17 protein-coding genes are annotated in these 21,182 nt (G+C 66.2%); 6 read left to right on the forward strand and 11 right to left on the reverse strand.

Going from position 1 to position 21,182, the window contains the following annotated elements; genetic code table 11:
- Positions 1-46: 46 nt before the first annotated feature.
- The 3 genes from LJ725_RS04660 to LJ725_RS04670 all read right to left on the reverse strand — a co-directional run bounded on the left by LJ725_RS04660 (position 47) and on the right by LJ725_RS04670 (position 4,769).
- Positions 47-2,977, reverse strand: a complete 2,931-nt coding sequence (locus LJ725_RS04660) for an FAD-binding and (Fe-S)-binding domain-containing protein (protein WP_329958338.1) — start codon at positions 2,975-2,977, stop codon at positions 47-49.
- A 104-nt stretch (positions 2,978-3,081) separates the two neighbouring features.
- Entirely contained in the window at positions 3,082-4,074 is a 993-nt protein-coding gene (locus LJ725_RS04665) for a Bug family tripartite tricarboxylate transporter substrate binding protein (RefSeq protein WP_230549443.1), read from the reverse strand.
- On the reverse strand, positions 4,071-4,769 hold the full coding sequence (locus tag LJ725_RS04670) for a GntR family transcriptional regulator (protein WP_230549444.1): 699 nt from the start codon (positions 4,767-4,769) through the stop codon (positions 4,071-4,073). Before LJ725_RS04670 ends, LJ725_RS04665 begins: the two co-directional genes overlap by 4 nt.
- Positions 4,770-4,835: 66 nt before the next feature.
- Here LJ725_RS04670 and LJ725_RS04675 point away from each other — a divergent pair, with 66 nt between their 5' ends.
- Entirely contained in the window at positions 4,836-6,032 is a 1,197-nt protein-coding gene (locus LJ725_RS04675; protein ID WP_230549445.1) for a pyridoxal-phosphate-dependent aminotransferase family protein, read from the forward strand.
- A 16-nt stretch (positions 6,033-6,048) separates the two neighbouring features.
- A complete protein-coding gene (locus LJ725_RS04680) occupies positions 6,049-6,681 on the forward strand; it encodes a glutathione S-transferase family protein (RefSeq protein ID WP_230549446.1) in 633 nt (210 codons plus the stop codon).
- Here the strand turns inward: LJ725_RS04680 and LJ725_RS04685 are convergent.
- The 7 genes from LJ725_RS04685 to LJ725_RS04715 all read right to left on the reverse strand — a co-directional run bounded on the left by LJ725_RS04685 (position 6,678) and on the right by LJ725_RS04715 (position 14,604).
- Entirely contained in the window at positions 6,678-7,688 is a 1,011-nt protein-coding gene (locus tag LJ725_RS04685; RefSeq protein WP_230549447.1) for an ABC transporter ATP-binding protein, read from the reverse strand. The genes LJ725_RS04680 and LJ725_RS04685 overlap by 4 nt on opposite strands.
- Positions 7,685-8,698 (reverse strand): ABC transporter ATP-binding protein, encoded by a 1,014-nt coding sequence (locus LJ725_RS04690; protein ID WP_230549448.1) that lies wholly within the window; start codon positions 8,696-8,698, stop codon positions 7,685-7,687. Before LJ725_RS04690 ends, LJ725_RS04685 begins: the two co-directional genes overlap by 4 nt.
- Positions 8,695-9,570, reverse strand: coding sequence for an ABC transporter permease (locus LJ725_RS04695; RefSeq protein WP_230549449.1), 876 nt, complete (start codon positions 9,568-9,570; stop codon positions 8,695-8,697). The genes LJ725_RS04690 and LJ725_RS04695 overlap by 4 nt, the downstream gene beginning before the upstream one ends.
- Position 9,571: 1 nt before the next feature.
- Positions 9,572-10,513, reverse strand: coding sequence for an ABC transporter permease (locus LJ725_RS04700; protein ID WP_230549450.1), 942 nt, complete (start codon positions 10,511-10,513; stop codon positions 9,572-9,574).
- A 67-nt stretch (positions 10,514-10,580) separates the two neighbouring features.
- Positions 10,581-12,167, reverse strand: coding sequence for an ABC transporter substrate-binding protein (locus LJ725_RS04705; protein WP_230549451.1), 1,587 nt, complete (start codon positions 12,165-12,167; stop codon positions 10,581-10,583).
- A 66-nt stretch (positions 12,168-12,233) separates the two neighbouring features.
- Positions 12,234-13,706 carry a M81 family metallopeptidase gene (locus tag LJ725_RS04710; RefSeq protein WP_230549452.1) on the reverse strand — a complete coding sequence of 491 codons (1,473 nt, stop codon included), beginning with the start codon at positions 13,704-13,706 and terminating at the stop codon, positions 12,234-12,236.
- Between the two features lie 7 nt (positions 13,707-13,713).
- Entirely contained in the window at positions 13,714-14,604 is an 891-nt protein-coding gene (locus tag LJ725_RS04715) for a polysaccharide deacetylase family protein (protein WP_230549453.1), read from the reverse strand.
- 44 nt (positions 14,605-14,648) lie between these two features.
- Between LJ725_RS04715 and LJ725_RS04720 the strand changes: the two genes are divergently transcribed.
- The 4 genes from LJ725_RS04720 to LJ725_RS04735 all read left to right on the forward strand — a co-directional run bounded on the left by LJ725_RS04720 (position 14,649) and on the right by LJ725_RS04735 (position 20,004).
- The gene (locus tag LJ725_RS04720; RefSeq protein WP_230549454.1) at positions 14,649-15,938 is read left to right on the forward strand and encodes a hypothetical protein; all 1,290 of its coding nucleotides are present in this window, start codon (positions 14,649-14,651) and stop codon (positions 15,936-15,938) included.
- A gap of 138 nt (positions 15,939-16,076) precedes the next feature.
- On the forward strand, positions 16,077-17,840 hold the full coding sequence (locus LJ725_RS04725) for an ABC transporter permease (protein ID WP_230549455.1): 1,764 nt from the start codon (positions 16,077-16,079) through the stop codon (positions 17,838-17,840).
- Between the two features lie 29 nt (positions 17,841-17,869).
- Positions 17,870-18,898 (forward strand): extracellular solute-binding protein, encoded by a 1,029-nt coding sequence (locus LJ725_RS04730; RefSeq protein ID WP_230549456.1) that lies wholly within the window; start codon positions 17,870-17,872, stop codon positions 18,896-18,898.
- Positions 18,895-20,004 carry an ABC transporter ATP-binding protein gene (locus LJ725_RS04735; RefSeq protein WP_230549457.1) on the forward strand — a complete coding sequence of 370 codons (1,110 nt, stop codon included), beginning with the start codon at positions 18,895-18,897 and terminating at the stop codon, positions 20,002-20,004. Before LJ725_RS04730 ends, LJ725_RS04735 begins: the two co-directional genes overlap by 4 nt.
- On the opposite strand, the gene LJ725_RS04740 is transcribed toward LJ725_RS04735, so the two are convergent.
- The gene (locus LJ725_RS04740; protein WP_230549458.1) at positions 19,986-21,176 is read right to left on the reverse strand and encodes an aminotransferase class V-fold PLP-dependent enzyme; all 1,191 of its coding nucleotides are present in this window, start codon (positions 21,174-21,176) and stop codon (positions 19,986-19,988) included. The two genes, LJ725_RS04735 and LJ725_RS04740, sit on opposite strands and share 19 nt — an antisense overlap.
- Positions 21,177-21,182 lie beyond the last annotated feature (6 nt).

Consider the following 21,182-nt stretch of genomic DNA (forward strand, 5'->3'; position numbering starts at 1 on the left):
CATAGGCCGCGGACCGTGCCACACGCCCGCCGCCGCCGCAATTGGATCACGCCAGAGCGCGCTCCAGAACCTGCGCCACGTGTATCGCCTGCCGGTCCGCCCCGTCGGCAATCTGGTGCCGGCAAGAGGTGCCGTCGGCGACGACCAGCGTCCCGGCATCGGCCTTGCGCACGGCCGGCAGCAGCGAAAGCTCGGCCATCGCGATGGAGGTCTCGTAGTGCTCGGCCTCATAGCCAAAGCTGCCGGCCATGCCGCAGCAGCTCGATTCGATGGGCGTCACGGCGAGGTCCGGCACCAGCGACAGCACTTCCTGCACGGCGCTCATGGCGCCGAAGGCCTTCTGGTGGCAGTGGCCGTGAAGCAGCGCCTTCCTTTCCGACAGGGGCCGGAGCGCCAGGTCGAGGCGCCCCGCCTTCTGCTCGCGCGCCAGGAATTCCTCGAACAGAACGGCATGCGCCGCGACCAGATCGGCATCCTCACCGAGGCCCATTGCCAGGAACTCGTCCCGCATCGTGAACAGGCAGGAAGGTTCCAGGCCGACGATAGGTACGCCCTTCTGCGCAAAGGGCAGCAGCGCGTTCAGCGTGCGCCGCGCCTCCGCCCTCGCCCGCTCGACCTGGCCGGTCGCCAGATAGGTACGGCCGCAGCAAAGCGCCGGCGCACCTAGGGTGGGCCACGCCACCGCCACGCGATGGCCGGCCGCCGCCAGCACGCGACGCGCGGCGTGAAGGATCTCAGGTTCGAAATTGTTGGAGAAAGTATCGGCGAAGATCACCACGGTCGGCTCGCCGTGCCCGTCGTCGACATCGGTAGTCGACAGGAACGTATCGCCGCGCCACTGAGGCAGTCGGCGCTGCTTGGCGAAGCCGAGGTATGACTGAACGAACCAGGCGGCGTTGAACAGCCACGGCAGGCGGCGCGCCCACGGTGCCATCGACGGCGTGGCGCCGATCAGCCGGTCGCGCCAGCTCAGGCCCTTGGCCATGCGGCGTGCCGACTTCACCTCGATCTTCATGCGCGCCATGTCGACGCCGGTCGGGCAGTCGCGCTTGCAGCCCTTGCAGCTCACGCACAGGTCCATCGCCGCCGCGACGGAATCGGAACGCAGCCCCTCGGATCCGAGCTGGCCGGACAAGGCCAGGCGAAGCGTGTTGGCGCGCCCGCGCGTCAGGTGCTTCTCGTCGCGCGTCACGCGGAAGGACGGGCACATGGTGCCGGCGTCGAACTTCCGGCAATGGCCGTTGTTGTTGCACATCTCGGCGGCCTTCGCGAAGCCGCCGGCCAGATCGCCACCGGTGCCGGGGGCCGTCGAGATCTCGGTGACCGGATCGGTCTGGACGTTCCACGCCGACCAGTCGAGCGCCGGCTCGTACTTGATCGATTCGTATCCCGGCTTGAAGCGGAACAGCGAGCGATCGTCCATGCGCGAGGGCCGCACGATCTTGCCCGGGTTCAGGATGTTTTCGGGATCGAACAGGTCCTTGACCGTCTCGAACGCCTTCGTGAGGCGCGGCCCGAACTGCCACGCGACCCATTCCGAGCGCACCAGCCCATCGCCGTGCTCGCCCGAGAAAGCGCCCTTGTATTCACGCACCAGCGCCGAGGCCTCCTCGGCGATCGCCCGCATCTTCTCGGCGCCCTCGCGGCGCATGTCGAGGATCGGTCGCACGTGCAGGGTGCCCACGGAGGCATGGGCGTACCAGGTGCCGCGCGTGCCGTGCTTGCCGAACACGTCCGTGAGACGCTGCGTGTAGTCCGCGAGATGCTCGAGCGGAACGGCGCAATCCTCGATGAAGGATACCGGCTTACCGTCGCCCTTCATCGACATCATGATGTTGAGGCCGGCCTTGCGGACTTCCCACAGTTCCGACTGCGGCCTGGGCTCGGGCATCTCCACGACGCTGCCGGGCAGGCCGAGATCGGCCATCAGCTCGACGAGACGCGTGAGGTCGCGCAGCTGCGCCTCTCGCTCCTCGCCCGCAAACTCGACCAGCAGGATGGCCTCGGGCTTGCCGATCAGCGCCCGCTCGATGACCGGCCGGAAGGCCGGATTGGCGCGCGCCAGCTCGATCATCGTGCGATCGACCAGCTCAACGGCGGCCGGATTCAGCTTCACGATGTGCTGGGCGCTGTCCATCGCCTTGTAGAAGCTGGGGAAGTTCACGACGCCCAGGGTCTTGTGCTTCGGCAGCGGCGCGAGATTGAGCGTGAGCCGCTCGGTCACCGCCAGCGTGCCCTCGCTGCCGACCAGCAGGTGCGCGAGGTTCACCGAATTGTCGGTCGTGTAGGGCCGCTCCGACTGCGGAAAGAAGATGTCGAGATTGTACCCGCCGACCCGACGCAGCACGCGCGGATACATGCGCTCGATCTCGTCGCGCTCGGCAAAGGCGAGTTCCGCGACCTTGTCGGCGATGGCGCGCACGCCCTCGGGCATGTGCTCCGGACGCGCCGACCCGAAGCGTGCCCGCTGGCCGTTCGCCAGCAGCGCATCGATCGATGCCACGTTGTGCACCATGTTGCCGTAGCGGATCGACCGCGAGCCGCAGGAATTGTTGCCGGCCATGCCGCCCAGCGTGCACTGCGCCGAGGTCGAGACATCGACCGGATACCAGAGCCCGTGCGGCTTCAGCCAGGCGTTGAGCTGGTCGAGCACGACGCCCGGCTGGACCGTCACCTGGGACTTGTTCTTGTCGAAGCCCACGATCTCGCGCAGGTACTTCGAGCAGTCGATCACCAGCGCGTCGCCGACGGTCTGGCCGCACTGCGAGGTGCCCGCGCCGCGCGGCAGGATCGCCGCCTTGGCGTCGCGCGCCACGTCGACGGCCAGCGCGAGATCGGCCTCGTCGCGCGGCACGACCACGCCCACCGGCTCGATCTGGTAGATCGACGCGTCGGTCGAGTAGCGGCCGCGGGAGGCCCTGTCGAACAGGACATCTCCCTTGAGGCTGCGGCGCAGATTTTGTTCGAGCTTGCTCATGTCCGATGGCATCCGATGGCGCCTTCTCCCTCCGCGCCAGGCGCGGAGGGAGAAGGCAGAGTGATCGCTACCCGAGGCAGGTTCATCGGAGCATGCTCGTCATCCTAGTCGAGCTTGACCCCGGCCGCCGCGACGACCTTCTGCCACTTCTCGATCTCGGCACGAATGCGCTTGGCGAAGTCGGCCGGGGACTCGCCGCCGACCTGCGCCAGCTGCTCCTTCCAGATCGTCTGCAGCTTGGGGTTGGCCAGCGCCTTCACGATCTCGTCGTACATGCGCTTCACGATCGGCTGCGGCGTGCCCTTGATGGCCCACACCCCGTACCAGGTCGACACGATCCACGCGGGCACGCCGATCTCGGCGGCCGTCGGCATGTCGGGGAATTCGGGCACGCGCTTGTCCGTGGCGACCGCAAGGCCCACGAGCTTGCCGGCCTTGATCTGCTGAGCCGACGTGCCCATGCCGTCGAACATCATGTCGGCGTTGCCAGCCAGCAGGTCCTGCATGGCCGGGCCCGCGCCACGATAGGGCACGTGGACGATCTCGGTCTTGGTCTCGAGCTTGAACAGCTCGCCGGCGAGGTGATGCGCGGTGCCGGCACCGGCCGAGGCGTAGTTCACCTTGTTCGGATTGGCCTTCAGATAGGCGATGAACTCGGCCGCGGTCTTTGCCGGTACCTTGTTCGGGTTGATCGAGATCACCTGCGGGACCAGCGCGATCATGGTGATCGGCTCGAAGTTCTTCTCGAGATCGTAGTCGAGGTTCTTGTAGACGGACGGGGCGATCGTGTGATGGATCGCGCCGACGAAGAAGGTCTGGCCGTCAGGCTTCATCTTGGCCGCCTGAGAGGCGCCCACCGTGCCACCCGCGCCGCCCTTGTTGTCGATCAGGATCTGGACGCCCAGTTGCTCGCCGACCTGGGCGGCCAGCGGACGGGCAAAGACGTCGGTGCCGCCGCCCGCCGGGAACGGGTTGACCCAGGTGATCGGGCCGCTCGGCCATCCCTGCTGGGCGCGGGCCACGGCGGGGGCCGCCAGGGTGGCGGCCAGGCCAAGCTTGAGAGCCTTGCGGCGCGACGTGGAGAAGGTCGTCGTCATGGTTCTGTTCCTCCCTGAAGGTTCTTGTCGTCTCTGTTGTCCATTGAATCGAGGACCGCCTGCTGCTTGGCACGCAGATGCCCGACGAGCAGACCACGTAGCGCAGCGCCGTCACGCGCGGCAAGGGCTGCAATCATGGACCGATGTTCAGAGACGGCCAGATCCCACTTGGCCGGATTCAGGTTGGAACGAAATCTGAGCGCATGCAGCCGCGCATTGAGCGTGCGGTAGGTCTGGCCCAGCACCGCGTTGCCGGCGATGGCGTTGAGCCGGTCGTGGATGGCGCGGTTGACCCGGTAATAGGCCGGCAGGTCCCGCGCGGCGTGCGCGCTTTCCATTTGCGCCTGCAGCACGCGCAAATCCGCAACGTCGGCGTCGGTCACACGCGCGACGGCCAGTTCGCCCGCCAACCCTTCCAGCGCCCCCATCACCTCGAAGGCGTCCCGCACGTCTTCGCGCGACAGGGCCACGACCTGGGCGCCGCGGTTGGGAAGCTGAACCAGCAACCCATCGGCGGCCAGCATACGGAAGGCCTCCCGGAGAGGCGTCCGTGAGACGCCCAGCCGTTCGCTGAGTTCGCGCTCGTTGAGCTTGGCGCCCGGCGCCAGATCGCCTTCGACGATCAGCGCGCGCAGGCGCTCGGCCGCCGCCTCGGGCAGCGTCAGACGTGCGATCGGGAAACTTGAACCATCCATCTTCTCTGGACTCACTATGGCATATTGTATACAAAATGCAACAGCAAGCCGAAAGGACCTCACGACATGCGCCTGAACTCCCATCCTAGCGGACGTCATTTCCTGCAAATTCCCGGTCCGACCAACGTTCCGGACCGCGTTCTTCGTGCAATGGATTATCCGACGATCGATCACCGGGGGCCTGAGTTCAACGCGCTGGCCAAAAAGGTGCTTCGCTCCGTTCGACAGGTTTTCCAGACAAAACAACCGGTTATCGTCTATCCCGCATCTGGAACCGGAGCCTGGGAAGCCGCCCTCGTGAACACGCTCTCGCCCGACGACCTGGTGCTGATGTGGGAGACCGGCCACTTCGCTTCTCTTTGGAAGAAGATGGCCGACAAGCTTGGAATCAAATCCGAATTCTTGGGTGGCGACTGGCGCAAGCCGGCCGATCCGGCGGCGATCGAAAAGCGCCTGAAGGAAGACACCGGCCACGCCATCAAGGCGGTCTGCATCGTCCACAACGAGACCTCCACGGGCGTCGTGAGCGACATCTCCGCGGTCCGCCGCGCCATCGACGCGGCCAGGCACCCCGCCCTCCTGCTGGTCGACACGATCTCCTCGCTGGGGTCGATCGACTATCGCCACGACGCCTGGGGCGTCGACGTCACGGTGGCCGGCTCCCAGAAGGGCCTGATGCTGCCCCCCGGCCTCTCCTTCAATGCGCTGAGCGAGAAGGCGATCGCGGCGTCCAAGGCCTCGAAGATGGTGAAGGCGTTCTGGGCCTGGGACGAGATGCTGACGGCCAACGCCAACGGATGGTTCCCCTACACGCCCGCCACCAACCTGCTCTACGGCCTCAACGAGGCCTGCGACATGCTGCTCGAAGAGGGACTCGACGCCGTGTTCGCCCGCCACGCACGTCATGCCGAGGCGACCCGCACGGCCGTCACCGCCTGGGGCCTCGAAATCCTGTGCAGCGATCCCACGGCCTATTCGGGCTCGCTGACGGCCATCGTCATGCCCGAAGGCCACGACGCGGACGCCTTCCGCAAGGTGGCGCTGGAGAACTTCAACATGTCGCTGGGCCAGGGCCTCACCAAGGTCGCGGGCAAGGTGTTCCGCATCGGCCATCTCGGCGACTTCAATGACCTGATGCTGATGGGCACGCTGTCCGGCGTCGAGATGGCCCTCGGCCTTGCCAAGGTGCCGCACAAGGCCGGCGGCGCGCAGGCCGCCCTCACCTATCTGCGGGACACCGCTCCCGGCGCCCGCAATGCCTGAGGCAACAGACGGCCGAATGCGCCTCTACGTCACGCCGGCCTCGCCCTGGGTCCGCCGTGTCAGGGTCTGCATCGACGAACTCGGCATTGGCGATCGCTTCGAGTACGTGCAGACGCGGTGGCCGCATGCCTGGGGCACGCGGACCGTGGAAATGCCCGCCGACTTCGTCGAAGCGACACCGGTCGTGCGCATCCCGGCCCTCGTCGCCGACGATGTCACGCTGACCGATTCGCATTCGATCATCGACTATCTCGACGGCAAGTTCGGCAACCACCGGCTCCTCGCGGCGGACGGTCCCGGGCGCTGGAAGGCACAGGAAACCAACGCCCTGGCCTGCGCTATCCTCGAAGCGCAGATCATGCGCCGGGCCGAGTTGTTGCGCATCGGCGCCGACCGCTCCGACGATTTCATCGCCAAGATGCGCGACCGCGGCCTGCGCTGCTTCGCGGCGCTGGAAAAGCAGGTGCCTTCTTTCGGCGATGCCTTCGATCTCGCGCAGATCACGACGGCCGTGGCCTGCGGCTACGACGACTGGCGCTATGGGCCGGCTTGGCGCGAGGCGGCTCCGACGCTCACGGGCTGGTACGACACCGTCGCACAACGCCCTACGATGAAGGCGACGGAGCCGGCCGAGACGCCGGAGCGCTAACCCGGGATCGCAAGCGGTCCCGGATCGCCGCCAACGGGACGGCGCAGACACGCAACGTGGTGGCCGGGCGCCACCTCGACGAGCGGCGGCGCGGTCACGCGGCATTCCGCCGTCGCATAGATACACCGAGTATGGAAGTGGCAGCCGGGCGGCGGCTTGGCCGGGCTCGGCACGTCGCCCTGTACGATCTTCTTGCGCTTGCGACGGCGCTTGGGGTCGGGCGCGGTCGCGGCCGACAGCAGCGCCTCAGTGTAGGGATGCAGCGGCTGCGTGAAGAGCGTGCGCTTGTCCGTGAGCTCGACGATGCGGCCCAGGTACATCACCGCGATGCGATGGCTGATGTGCCGCATGACCGCGAGGTCATGGCTGATGAACAGGTAGGCAAGACCATACTCTTCCTGCAGGTCGATCAGCAGGTTCAGCACCTGCGCCTGTACCGACACGTCCAGCGCCGAGACCGGCTCGTCGGCCACGATCACGTCAGGGTTCACCGAAAGGGCCTTGGCGATACCCAGGCGCTGGCGCTGGCCACCCGAGAATTCATGCGCGAACTTGCGCATCGCCTCGGGCCGCAGGCCGACACGCTGGAAGAGCTGCGCCACCCGGTCGTCGCGCTCGGCCCCGCGGGCGATGCCGAAATTCTCCAGCGGCTCGCCCACGATCGTCCCGGACGACAGGCGCGGGTTCATCGAGGAGTACGGATCCTGGAAGATCGTCTGGATGCGCCGGCGATGGGGCCACATCGCGCCGGGCTTCAGCGACGTCACGTCCTCGCCCGCCAGCACGATCTTGCCGGCCGTGGGCTCGATCAGCTTCAGCACGACCTTGCCGATCGTCGACTTGCCGCAGCCCGACTCGCCTACCAGGCCCAACGTCTCGCCGCGGCGGATCGAGAAAGTGACGCCGTCGACTGCCCTCACCTCGCCGACACGGCGCTGCAAGAGGCCGCCATGGATCGGGAAGTGCTTCACGAGCCCTTCGACCTGCAGGACGGGTGCGTCGCTCATACAGCCCTCCTCACGCGCTCGATCTCCCAGCAGGCGACGAGATGACCGGCCCCGGCGTCCACCAGCGGTGGTCGCTCCCCGCGGCAGCGGTCGGTGGCGAACCCGCAGCGCGGCGCGAAGGCGCAGCCCATGATCGGCTGGGTGAGAATCGGCACCAGACCGGGAATCTCCTGCAGGCGCGGCCGCGTCCCCGCGGCGTCCGCCTCGACGTCAAGCCGCGGGATCGCCCGCATCAGGCCGCGCGTGTAGGGGTGCAGCGGCTCCTCGAACAACGCATCGACAGTCGCCTGCTCGACCTTGCGGCCGGCATACATCACCACGACGCGCTCGGTCGTCTCGGCGACGACCCCCAGATCGTGGGTGATGAGCACGATGGCCGTTCCCGTCTTCTCCTTGAGCTCGATCATCAGGTCGAGGATCTGCGCCTGGATGGTGACGTCGAGTGCCGTGGTTGGCTCGTCGGCGATCAGGACCTGCGGATCGCACGACAGAGCCATGGCGATCATGACCCTCTGGCGCATGCCGCCCGAGAGCTGATGGGGATATTCGTCGAGCCGGCGGCGCGCGTCGGCGATGCGCACCAGGTCGAGCATCTCGAAGGCGCGCTCGCGCGCCGCCTTCCACGAGACGCCGAGATGGCGCACGACGTTCTCGGCGATCTGCGTGCCGACCGTCAGGACCGGATTGAGGCTGGTCATCGGCTCCTGGAAGATCATCGAGATGCGATGACCGCGCAGGCGCTTCATCGCCTCTTCGGTAAGCGTCGTGAGTTCCTCGCCCTCGAACTTGATCGAGCCCGAGGCGATGCGGCCGGTTTCCGGCGGGATCAGCCGCAGGATCGACATGGCCGTCACCGACTTGCCGCAACCGGATTCGCCCACGATTCCCAGCGTTTCCCCGCGGGCCACCTCGAACGACACGCCGTCCACGGCGCGCACCACGCCGTCCAGCGTGCTGAACTGGGTATGGAGATCGCGGACCTCGAGGATCGCGTTCGGATTGCCGCTCACAGGCGCCTCGCCAGGCGCGGATCGAGTCGGTCGCGCAGGCCGTCGCCCAGCAGGTTCACGGCAAGGACCGTGACCGCGAGGAAGGCGCCGGGAATCATGATCGTCCAGGGAGCGATCTGGAAGAAGGTTCGGCCCTGGGCGATGATGTTGCCCCAGCTCGGCACTTCCGGCGGCACGCCGGCACCGAGGAAGCTCAGGCCCGCTTCGATCAGCATGGCGGACGCACACACGTAGGTCGATTGCACGATCAGCGGGGCCAAAGTGTTGGGCAGGATGTGCCGCGTCAGCAGCTTCCAGTTCTTCGTCCCGCCCGCGATGGCACTTTCGATATAGGGCTGGGCCCGGATCGAGAGCACGACGGCCCGCACCACGCGCACGATGCGCGGCACCTCGGGGATCACGATCGCCACGATCACGATGCCGAGTCCCGGTCGCGACAGGGTGATCAGGGCGATCGCCAGCAGGATCGACGGTATCGCCATCAATCCGTCCATCACGCGCATGACGAGCGCGTCGACCTTGCGGAAGTAGCCGCAGGCCAGGCCCAGCGCGAGGCCGAGGATGCTGGAGAAGGCCGCCACCGAAAGGCCGACGATCAGCGACACGCGCGCACCGTAGATCGTGCGGGAGAACACGTCGCGACCGAACTGGTCGGTGCCGAACCACCAGCGCTCCGAGGGCGGCCGCAGCCGGTTGACCGGCGCGATCTTGAACGGATCGCTGGTGGCGATGAACGGCGCGAACACCGCCAGCACGATCAGCACCGAGAGCAACACCGCGCCCAGCGCGATGGTCGGATTGCGCCGGATCGCGCGCCACAGCGAGAAGCGGCGGGCGGACGGCACGGCGAGGTCGTCGGTGACTACGGCCATGTCAGTACCGGATCCGCGGGTCGAGGAACGCGTAGGATATGTCGATGATCAGGTTCACCAGCACCTTGGCGCCGGCGAAGACCAGGATCAGCCCCTGCACCACCGGATAGTCGCGCTTCAGCACGGCATCGACGGTGAGCCGACCGAGGCCAGGGATATTGAACACCGTCTCGGTGATGACGACACCCGAGATCAGCAGCGCGATACCGATGCCGATCACCGTGACGATCGGAACGGCCGCGTTCTTGAGCGCGTGCAGCAGCAGAACGCGATTGGTTGCCAGCCCCTTGGAATTCGCGGTGCGCATGTAGTCCTGCGCGAGCACCTCCAGCATCGAGGCTCGGGTGGTGCGGGCGATCAGCGCCATGTAGGTGATGCCCAGCGCCAGCGAGGGCAGGATCAGGCTCTGTACGAAGGGCCAAAGGCCTTCCTTGATCGGCTGGTAGCCCTGCACCGGCAGGAGCTGCCATTGCACGGCGAAGAAATAGATCAGGATGTAGGCCAGCACGAAGACCGGCATGGCAAAGCCCAGCACGGCAAATCCCATGACCAGACGGTCGACGAGCTTGCGCGCCTTCCAGGCCGCCAGCACGCCAATGGGAATGGCCATTGCGACGGCAACGAACAGGGTCGACAGCGTCAGTGCGACCGTCGGCTCGAGACGCTGCGAGATCAGCCGGGTGACCGGAAGATTGGAGAAGATCGACACGCCCATGTCGCCGCGCACGAGCTGCATCGTCCAGACGACGAACTGCTCGACCATCGGCCGGTCGAGGCCGAGCTTGGCACGGACGGCGGCGATCGCTTCCGCCGTGGCGTCCTCGCCGGCGATGATCGCCGCCGGATCGCCGGGCGCGAAGCGCAGTAGAAAGAAGACGAACAACGCCACCACGGCCATGACCGGCAGCGTCGCAAAGAGACGACGGACTATGTAGGTGGTCATGACGAGGCCTTGCCCTTCTCAGGCAAGGCCTCGCGGCGGGCGATGGCGACGCGTACTCGTGACGACATTACTTCTTCGTGATCCCCCAGAGCACGGCAAGACCCGTGTTCGGCACGATGCCGTCGATCCGGTCGGCACGATAGGCGAGCGGCGTGTCCCACTGGCCGAACGGAATGTAGACGACCTGCTCCATCGCCCGCGCCTGCAGTTCGTTGGCGATCTTCTTCCGCTCTTCCTCGCTCTGCGCCATGCCGAAGGCGTTGCGCAGCTCCTCTATCTTGGCGTCGCAGGGCCAGCCGAACAGGCCCTTGTCGCAGGCCGCGCCGATCCAGGTGTGCAGCACGGGATTGGCCGAGCCGACGCCGCCCGAGGTGGTGACGAAGATGTTCCAGCCGCCTTGCGCCGGCGGATCCTTCTTGGCGCGACGCGAGACCACCGAGCCCCAGTCCATCGACTGGGCGTCGACATTGATGCCAGCCTCGCGCATCGCCTGGATCAGGACCTGGGTCGCCGGGGTGATCGTGGCATGGTCGGTCGCCGACAGGACGGTGATGGGCTCGCCCTTGTAGCCGGCCTCCTTGAGAAGCTGCAGCGCCTTCTTCGGGTTGTACTCCTTCATCCACTCGCGGCCGCCAGCACTCTCGTAGGGGCCGCCGCAGGTCAGGAGCGCCGGGCAGACCTTGTAGTACTTGGGGTTGCCGACGATGGCGCGCAGAAAGTCTTCCTGGTTGATCAGGTAGTACATCGCCTGCCGCGCCTTCACGTTGTCGAACGGCGGCTGGAGATGGTTCAGACGGATGAAGCCCTGGGTGCTGTCGATCTTGCCGGTCTTCATCAGCTTCACGCCGCGCGCCTTCTCCAGCAGCGGCAGGAAGTCGTTGGTCGGCGCCTCGTAGAAATCGATCTCGCCGTTGATCAGCGCCGACATCGCCGTCTGCGGATCGGAGATCCAGACCAGTTCGATGCGGTCGACGCCCGGCACCTTGGCGCCGGCGAAGGAAGACGGCGGCTCGGTGCGGGGCTGATAGTCCTTGTTCTTGAGATAGACCGCCTTGCTGCCCGGGACCCACTGGTCCTTGGCGAACATGTAGGGGCCGGACCCGACCGCTTCCTTCACCTGCTGCTGAGGATCGGTCAGCGCATCCTTCTCGCGCATGATGGCGGCGATGGAGCTGGACGTCTTGCCCAGCGACTCGAGCACCATGCCGTAGGGCGCCTTCAGCACCATGGTGAAGGTCTTGTCGTCGACCGGCTCCATCTTGGTGACGAAGCCCATCAAGCGCTGGCCGACGCCGTCCTTGGCCCCCCACCGCTTCAGCGAGGCAATGACGTCCTTGGTCGTGACGGGCGAGCCGTCGTGGAACTTCAGCCCGTCGCGCAGGGTGAAGGTATAGGTGAGCTTGTCGGGGCTGACCTCGTACTTGCCGACCATCTGGGGCTGCGGCTTCTGGTCGGCGTCGTTGCCGAACAGGGTGTCGTAGATCAGCGCGCCATGGATGTTGGCGATGGTCTGGGTGGTCCAGATCGGATCGATCACGCGCACGTCGGCGTGCATCACGGCCTTCAGGACCTTTTCCTGCGCCTGGGCCGGCGCCTGCACGGCGGCGAACGGAAGCGCCAGCGCGAGCGCGCCCGCGAAGACTCGATTGAACATTCGAAACACTCCCTTGCTCCCCGCAGAGAGTATGCAAAGCTGCGCTTCGATTTGTCCAGCGCGACGCTAGTAGATCAGACCGCGCGGCGATGCCCCTTCGTCCAGCGGCCAGATCGGCCGCTCGACCTTCGTGTACGGTACCTTGCGATGATCGCGCGGCAGCGGCCCGCTCGATTCGACGTAGATCACCTTCTTCGCAATCGGACCGTAGGCCGCCATGAAGTGGTTCGTCGACTTGACCACGACCAGCTTCCGCTGCGTCGGATCGATGCCCACGTTGGTGAAGAGCTCCAGTCCGGTCGCCTGCGTGCGCTTGGAAATCAGCACTACCTCGACGCCGCCGATGCGAACGGCTGCACAGTCCCCGACCGGCACCTGCGTCGGTCCGAATCTCTGCCAGGCGTCGCGCTTCAGGCCAACGATCTCGACCTCGGCGTCGACGGGCTGCCCCGAACTGGGCGCGATCTTGCCGCCGAACCGCAGGCCGATGCGGGCGCCCAGCCCGGCATCGAAACAGATGCGGACGGCAATTGGATCCCAGATCGGGCCGAGACAGGCGCTTTCGACGTTCTTTTCGATGATATGCTTCAGGATGTCCGTATTGTCCGATGGCGCCCCGCCGCCGGCATTGTCCGAAGGATCCGCAACCACTACGGGCAGGTCGTTGAAGGCAACTCCTTCGGCGATGCCGGCCGCCACATCGAGCGACTGTGGCGCGGTCTTGCCGCGCAGGCCGACCAGCTCCTCGCCCAGCTGTGTCGCCAGCGAATCGGCCTTCTTCTTGTCGCCGTCGGCGATGACCAGCACGCGCGTTCCGATTTCCGGAACGTCGCCATAGGGGAAGCAGTGGGCGATCGACACGGAGAGGATTCCGTCCTTGCCCTCCATCGCCATGATCCGGTCGACGATGCTGCGCATCGGCTGCATCGTCGTCGGATAGCTCTGGATCTGCCGGCAGTCGTAGACCGACATCACCGGCTTCACCTTGCCGCGCAGCGTCGCCAGAACGAGATCGAGCACATCCTCGGCCCGCTCGACGACGTCGGTATGGGGGAACTCTTTGTAGAGGACGATGATGTCGGCGTTCGACACACGCTTCATGGTGAGATGGCAGTGCGGATCGAGTTCGACGCCAATGACGCATTTCGGCCCGACGATCGCGCGGCAGCGTTCGATGATGTCGCCCTCCACGTCGTCGTAGCCGTGCGCCACCATCGCGCCATGCAGTCCGAGTAGAATCCCGTCCACCGGTAGCGCTGCCTTGAGTTGCCCCAGGATCTCGTCGCGCATCGTCTCGTAGTCGGCCCGGTTTGTCGTGCCAGCCGGGCTGGCGGCAAAGCAGCTGCCTTCGATCAGCTCGAAGCCCTCTGCCTGGGCACGGGCGCGCGCGACGAACAGCGGCGCGGTGCACATGCGCGGCGCATCGGCCGGATGCTCACCCGCCCGGAAGAACACCGACTCGCGGTAATTCTCCAGGCTCGTCGGCAAGGGAGAAAAAGTATTGGTTTCGGTGGCCAGCGTGGCGGAAAAGAGACGCATGGTGCTCCTAGGGGACGATGCCTTGGGGAAGAGACGCGCAATGCCGGGCGATTGCGCCCGGCGTGGTCAGCCATATCGAGTCGCGATGACGGGCGATGTGACGAAGCGCCCGCTTGAGATGCCGCAACCGGTGCGGTTGGCCTACCAGGTACGCATGCAGCGCGACGCCCATCACCAGCGGTCGCTCCCTCGACAGCTCCATCATCTCGTCGAAGTGGTCGACGATGATGTCGGCGAACGCGTCGCCGCCGATCTTGCGCCCGACTATCTGGGGGATGTCGTTCACTTCCTGCGGGTAAGGCACGGCGAGGATGCGCCTGTCGTTGCGGCAGCGGAACCAGATGGGCTGGTCGTCCATGCACCAGTCCAGCAGGTAGCGGTAGCCCGCTTCGGCCAGCAGGTCGGGCGTGACGTGACTGTGTGAAATCCACGGACCCAGCCAGCCTTCCGGCGGGCGGCCTTCGGCCTCCGCCAGCCGCGTCGTCGCCTCGACGATGAGAGCCCGCTCGCCAGGTTCGTCGAGCACGCCCTGCCGCTCCGCATTGGTGCGACCATGCCCCACGATCTCGTCGCCGCGTGCGCGGCAGGCGGCGACCAGTTCCGGGGCGTAGTCGTACATCGCGCTGTTGACCAGGGCGGCCATCGGCAGCCGCAGGCCATCAAAGGCGTCGAGCATGTACCAGGCGCCGACGCGATTGCCATAATCGCGCCATGCATAGTTGAGAATGTCCGGGTGCGGACCACCGGGGGCCAATTCAGCGCCAAGCCCCTCGCCATAGGAAAAATGCTCCAGATTGAGCGCGAAGTAGACGGCGAGTCTCCGGCCAGCCGGCCAAGTGTAGTCGGCGCGACCCCGCAGGGGTGTATAGGCGTATCGATTGTGCGTCTTGAGTTCCATCCCGACAAATTAACGTCGCAAACCAGGAAGGGCTACGGTTAGCCATGCTCGATCGCGTTCTGTCGGCGGCTCTCGCCGGCTGCCTGTTTCTCATCTTGGGCACGCCGGCTTTCGCCTACTACTCAAAAGACTCCTATGAAGCCGAGGTGACTTTCACGAGCCAGGTCGAGATCGCGGAGGACGCGCCCGACTACATCCTGCTGCCCTCCTACATCAACCGGCAGCTCCTGTACCTCGCCGGCCCGCTGCAGGCCGCACCGAGGAAAGCCGCCGCCAAGAACGACGCCAAGGTCGATGTTCTCGGCAAGCATCGCGACGGCAAGACTGGCAAGCTCTATGTCCGCTACCGCTACACCGGTACCTTCGTTCTCGACAACGGCCTCCAGGACGTCGTGAAGATCCGCCTCCCGCTCAACCTCGACGAGGTCTGGGAGCGCTCGACCGACAAGTGCTTCAGTTGGGGCGAGAAGTATCGCATGGCCTACTTCTGGGCGCCGCTGAACAAAGGCTGCCCGCTGGTCGAGGGCGTCGACTATTCGACCGCGGACGGCACCATCGTGGCCAGGCGGCCGAACACCGCGAACACCGCGCCGGCCTACGAGCGTCTTTCCAACCGCAACGGCGAGATGCGGATCGTCCTGACGTTCGGCGCCGACGAGGACCGGAACGGCAAGTCCGCTCCCGACAAGAGCAACACTGACTACAACGCGGGCAATTACCGCGAAATCCGCAAGTTCCTGCTGGGGCAGGGTTTCGCCGTGCGTACGGTGCCGGCCGACGAACGCGAGCGCGAGTGCGGCACGTCGAAATCGCTCGCCGCATCGCCGGGATTCGTCGAGGAGTTCATCCGCAAGGACGGCGCGCGCACCGTCGTGGCGCGCCTGTTCTGGGGAGTGACCAACATCGGCGAGGACAGCGTGGCGTTCTTCTGCATGGCGAAGGAGGCCGCCGAGCGCGGCTCGATGTTCCTCTATGCGGGACATTCCCGCGTCGGACTGCTCGATCTCATCTACATGGGCGAGCAGATCGGCACGCCCATCCGGATGAACAAGGAGCAGTATCAGATCTACGCGTTCTTCGGCTGCTCGAGCTACAGCTACTACAATCTCTCGTATTTTGCGGCCAAGGCGACGACACTCGATCCGGAGGGCACGCGGAACGCCAGCATCATCACCAACGGCATCACCGGCTCATTCGGTTCGATGGTCGACTTTACGACCAAGACGCTGAAGCCGATCTTCAACTGGTCGGCCAGCGGCACCAGAGCGACGTGGCAGGAGATCATGAATTCCTATTCGGAGAGGTTCTTGACCGGGGTCAACGGCGACCAGTGAGCGCCATTTCACAAAGACAGGCGACGACTCCACGCATGCGCGGGCCGTAGCGCCGGAGATGCGGATGGGCTAGCATCGCAGTCTTAATGAAGAAGCCGCACCCTTCCAGGCTGCGGACGACCCGGGAGGAAGAACGCGTTGACGGCGACGAGTGCTGCCGCTTTGCCTGTGACGACCGACGCCGTGCCCGTTGCGCGCAGGCTCGCCGTGCCGCTGTGGATCGGCGCGCTGCTGGTCATCCTGACGTTCCTCGTCATCTACCCGCTGCTGATGCTGTTCTTTGGCGCCATCAGCGATTCGAACCCGGTGATTGACGGCTTCGGCAAGTTCAATCCCTCGCTGACGCACTTCATGGCGGTTCTCGGCAACGAGAACGTGCGCCTCGCCTTCTTCAACGCCCTCGTCGCCTGCGGCGGCGGGACGGTGCTGGCCGTCGTGATCGGCCTCGCCTTCTCGTGGATCGTCGTGCGGACCAACACGCCGTTCAAGGGCTTCATCGCTGGCGCCAGCATGATCCCGCTGTTCGTGCCGCCGCTGGTGGCGGGCGTCGCCTGGAGCATCCTCGGCTCCCCCAAGACGGGCCTGCTGAACACCGTGCTGAAGTGGATTGGTGTCGATTTTCGGTTCGACTTCTATTCGATGTCGGGCCTCATCCTGGTCTTCGGATTCTACTACGCGCCCTACGTCTACATGTTCACCGCCTCGGCGCTCCGGAACATGGACCCGAGCCTCGAGGAAGCCTCCGAGGTTTCCGGTGCCTCGGCCTTCACGACCCTGTTCACCGTCACGTTCCCGCTGATCGCGCCGGCGATCCTGGCGGGCTCGCTCCTGTCGTTCGTGGTGATGCTGGGCATCTACGGCATACCCGCCGCGCTCGGCGCGCCGGCCAACATCAGCGTGCTCACGACCTACATCTTCAAGCTTACCGCCTGGAGCCCGCCGCTCTACAACACGGCGGCGGCGGTCGCGATCCTCCTGATGGTCGTGACGGCCATCTTCGTCTGGGCGCAGCAGCGCGTCCTGTCGGGGCGCAGCTTCGCCACGGTCGCCGGCAAGGCTTTCCGTCCGCGCAGCCTCAATCTCGGACCGTGGCGCTGGCTCACCTTCGGCCTCGCTCTCGCCTACCTGTTCATCGTCGTCGTGCTGCCCACCATCGCCCTGGTGATCGCCGCCTTCCGCCGGTTCCTGTTCTTCAAGGACTTCGACGCGGTCTTCGACACGAAGGCCTATAGCTGGGTGCACTTCAATTCGATCTTCGACAATCCGCTGACCATGATCTCGATCTGGAACACGATGAAGGTCGGCGTGATCACAGCCGTCGTCGGCGGCGTCCTGGCCTTCGCCATCGGCTATACGATCAACCGCACGCAGGCTCCCGGCCGCAAGATCATCGACCTGCTGTCGACGATTCCCGTCGCCATTCCCGGCCTTGTCGTCGGCGTCGCCTACCTCTGGGCCTGGATCGGCCTGCCGGGCGGCCTGTACGGCACGATCTGGATCCTGGCGCTGGCCTTCGTGGCCCGCTTCATCCCCGACACGGTCAAGGCGCTGTCGACCTCCTTCATGCAGATCCATCGCGAACTCGAGGAAGCCGCCTGGATCTGCGGTCGAGGCCTGCTCAGCACGATTGCCACGATCATGGTTCCCCTGGCCCGCCCCGGCATCGTGGCGTCGATGACCCTGCTGTTCGTGTTGTCGGTGCGCGAGCTCGGCTCGTCCCTGTTCCTCTACACCAGCGACACGACCGTCATGGCCGTGCTGCTGCTCGACTATTACGAGGGCGGCAACGTCGGCAAGACGGCCGCCTTCAGCCTGGTGCAGACCGTAATTCTCGCGGTGCTGCTGGGCATCACCACCTGGCTTTCCCGTGGCGCCGCCGAGAGCAGCGCACGCGCCGGCTGACGACCCAACAACAATCGGAGGAAAAGAACATGAAGCGCAGAACCGTACTGGCCGGCATTGCCGGCGCGGCCGCCACCGCCGCACTCCCCGCCCGCGCACAACAGGATCCGTTCGGCTCGAAGGAGCTGATCGCTGCGGCCGAAAAGGAAGGCGGACTGACGCTCTACACGGCCGACTTCGCCGAGACCCAGCAGGAAGTGATCAAGGAGTTCAACAAGCGCTTCCCCAAGATCAAGGTCGCGATGGTGCGGGCGCCAGGCGGTCAGCTCATCACCCGCATCAAGACGGAAGCGGCGGCCGACAAGCTCGGCGCCGATGTGGTGAATCACTCCGACCGCGGCCTGATGCTGGAGATCGCCGACCTTTTCCAGGACTACGCGCCGCCGAACGCCGCCGACTATCGGCCCGACGCGCTCGTCTCGCCGAAGCTGTGGCCGGGCGTCACGCTGGGCTGGGCGATCGCCTACAACACGCAGCTCGTGAAGAACGCGCCCAAGACGTGGATGGATCTCACCAAGCCCGAGTACAAGAACAAGCAGATCGGCCAGGTGATCGGACCGTCGGGCGGCACCACCTGGACCCGCATCATGTTCGAGCGCCAGGTGCTCGGCGAGGACTACTGGAAGAAGCAGGCTGAACTGGGCATCGCGCTCTATCCGTCAGGCGCTCCGCTATCGGACGCGCTGGTCCGCGGCGAGGTCTCCATCGCGCCGCTGCTCTACAACATCATCTACACCAAGATCGTCGAGGGCGCGCCGGCGGAGGCCATCTTCGCGCCCGAGGGCGTGCCGATCGTTCCCTACGCCGATGGCGTCACCAAGGCGTCGAAGAATCCCAACGCCGCCAAGCTGTTCATGAACTGGCGACTGTCCAAGGAAGGCCAGACCTTCATGATCAACAAGCTTGGCAACATCACGTCCCTCAAGGAGCCGCCCGCCTATCCGAAGGGCTGGGATCCGAAGACCGTAAAGGTCTGGGTGCCGAAGTTCGACGAGTTCAGCAAGCTGCGCAACTCGTGGATGGAAGAGTGGAACAAGACCTACGGGTACCGCCAGTGAGCGCTGCGCTCCTCGTCGAGGACCTGGTCAAGAAGTTCGGGACCGGCAAGGCGGCCGTCGACGGCGTCAGTTTCGACGTCCCGGCGGGCGAGATCGTGGTGCTGCTGGGGCCTTCGGGCTGCGGCAAGACCACGACGCTCCGCTGCGTCGCCGGCCTCGAACATCCGACCGTCGGCCGCATCTCGATCGGCGGTCGCGTCGTGTCCGAACCCCAGCGCGGCACGCTGGTGAGCCCGCGCGAGCGCGACATCGGCATGGTGTTCCAGTCCTATGCGGTTTGGCCGCACATGACGGTGCACCAGAACGTCGCCTATCCGCTGAAGTATCGCCGCAAGAACACCAGCGGCAGCGCCGACATCGACACCAAGGTCCGCGAGACGCTCGAGCTGGTCGGCCTCGGCGAATACGCCCAGCGGCCGGTGACGTCGCTGTCGGGCGGGCAGATGCAGCGCGTCGCGCTGGCGCGCAGCCTGGTCTACCGGCCGCAGCTGCTGCTGCTCGACGAGCCCCTGTCGAATCTCGATTCCAAGTTGCGCATCCGCCTGCGCGACGAGTTGCGCCGCATCCTGAAGATGACCGGCATGACAGGCCTCTACGTGACGCACGATCAGTCCGAGGCCGTGGTGCTGGGCGACCGGATCGGCGTCATGAAGGACGGCAAGCTGCTGCAGATGGCGCCGCCGGGCGAGATCTACAACAGGCCGGCTGATTCCTTCGTCGCCAACTTCACGGGCGCCGCGAACGTGCTCAAGGGCAAGGTGCTGGAGCGCAAGGGCGAGCAGGCCGTCATCGACCTGGGCGCCGCCGGCCGCATCGAAGCGTGGACGCCGCAGCCGCTCGTGGCGGGCGACAATGCCCATGTGGCGCTGCGCGCCGAGAACATCCGCCTCGGCGAGCGTGGCCCGGCCAACAGCTTCACGGGAAGGGTGATCGAGCGGCGTTACCAGGGCATGCAGACCATCTATGACGTCGAGTTCGGCGGACAGAGAGTCGAAGTGCTGGAACTCGGCACGGCGGCCCGTCACAACGACGGCGAGGTCGCCCTCACACTGCCGCCCGACAGCTGCTGGGCCTATCGCGACGAGGGTCAGGCCACGGTCGACTGAAGCGTTTCACGAAGCGCCGCCGCCAGCGGCGCATCGTGCTCGGGCAGCAGGACCTGGGGATCGAGCGTGAGCACGCCCCGCGCGGCGTGCCGCTCCGACAGATGAACCGGCGGATTGCCCTTCTGCAGCGCGGCGCTGACGGCGAGCGCGTCGGCCACCGCGATTTCCAGAACCGGTACGCGGCCAGTCTGCGTGGCGGGCAGGAGCTTTACGTCGAAGCCGCTCAACGATGCCGCGATCGCTTCCAGCCGCGACTGCAATACCGCATTGGCAGCGGCGTCGTCGGCCTTCACGAAGCGCTCCAGCGCCACGAGCAGTCCGACGATCTCCTCCTTGCCGGCCTTGAAGCCGCGACCGATCCCATGATGCGGCACGCCGCGCAGATTGGCGCGATCGACCAGCCTGGGCGGCGTCCAGGTATCGGGCGCCACGTCCATGTCGAGCTGCTGCAGCAGGGCCGAGGCCACGAGATCGCGCCGGCCGGCGAGGATGCCCGACGCCTGCGGTCCGCCCAGCGCCTTACCTCCCGAGAAGGCGACCAGATCGACGCCCATGTCGATGAAGCGCCGCAGGTTCTCCTTCGGTGGAAGCTGCGCCGCCGCATCGACGATCAGCGGAATGCCGTTGGCCCGGCAGGTCGCGATGGCGGCCGGCAGGTCGACGATGCTGCCGGCGTTGACCGAGAAGGCCATCGCCACGACCGACGGGGTGATCGCCGTTTCGATCTCCCAGGCCTCGAGGCCGCGCACGCCTGCGCCGGTGCCGCGATCATTGTGGCCGATGTCGACCAGTCGGGCGCCGGAGGCCGCGAGCGCATGGGCGTAGCCGGTTCGCTGGGTGCGCGGGATCAGGATGTCGTGGGGAAACGCCCCGGCATGAGGAAGCGCCGCCATCTTCGCGATGTCCCAGCGCGCGATGGCAGCGGCCGCCGCGAGCGTGAGGGCTGCCGCCGCACCGGTCGTCACCAGCCCCGCCTCGGCGCCCGTCGCTTCTGCGATCCGCCGGCTGGCCGCATCCTGCAGTTCGCCGATGTCGACAGAGGCCCGCGACGCGGCGGCCATGGCCGCCACCACCTCGGGCGCCATCACCGCGCCGCCCAGCCGCGTCAGGGCGCCGGCCGCATTGATTCGCCGGCGCACACCGAGAAGTTCGTAGGGATCCGTCTCGTTCATGCGGCG

The organism is Reyranella aquatilis, from assembly GCF_020880995.1.
Classification (GTDB): domain Bacteria; phylum Pseudomonadota; class Alphaproteobacteria; order Reyranellales; family Reyranellaceae; genus Reyranella; species Reyranella aquatilis.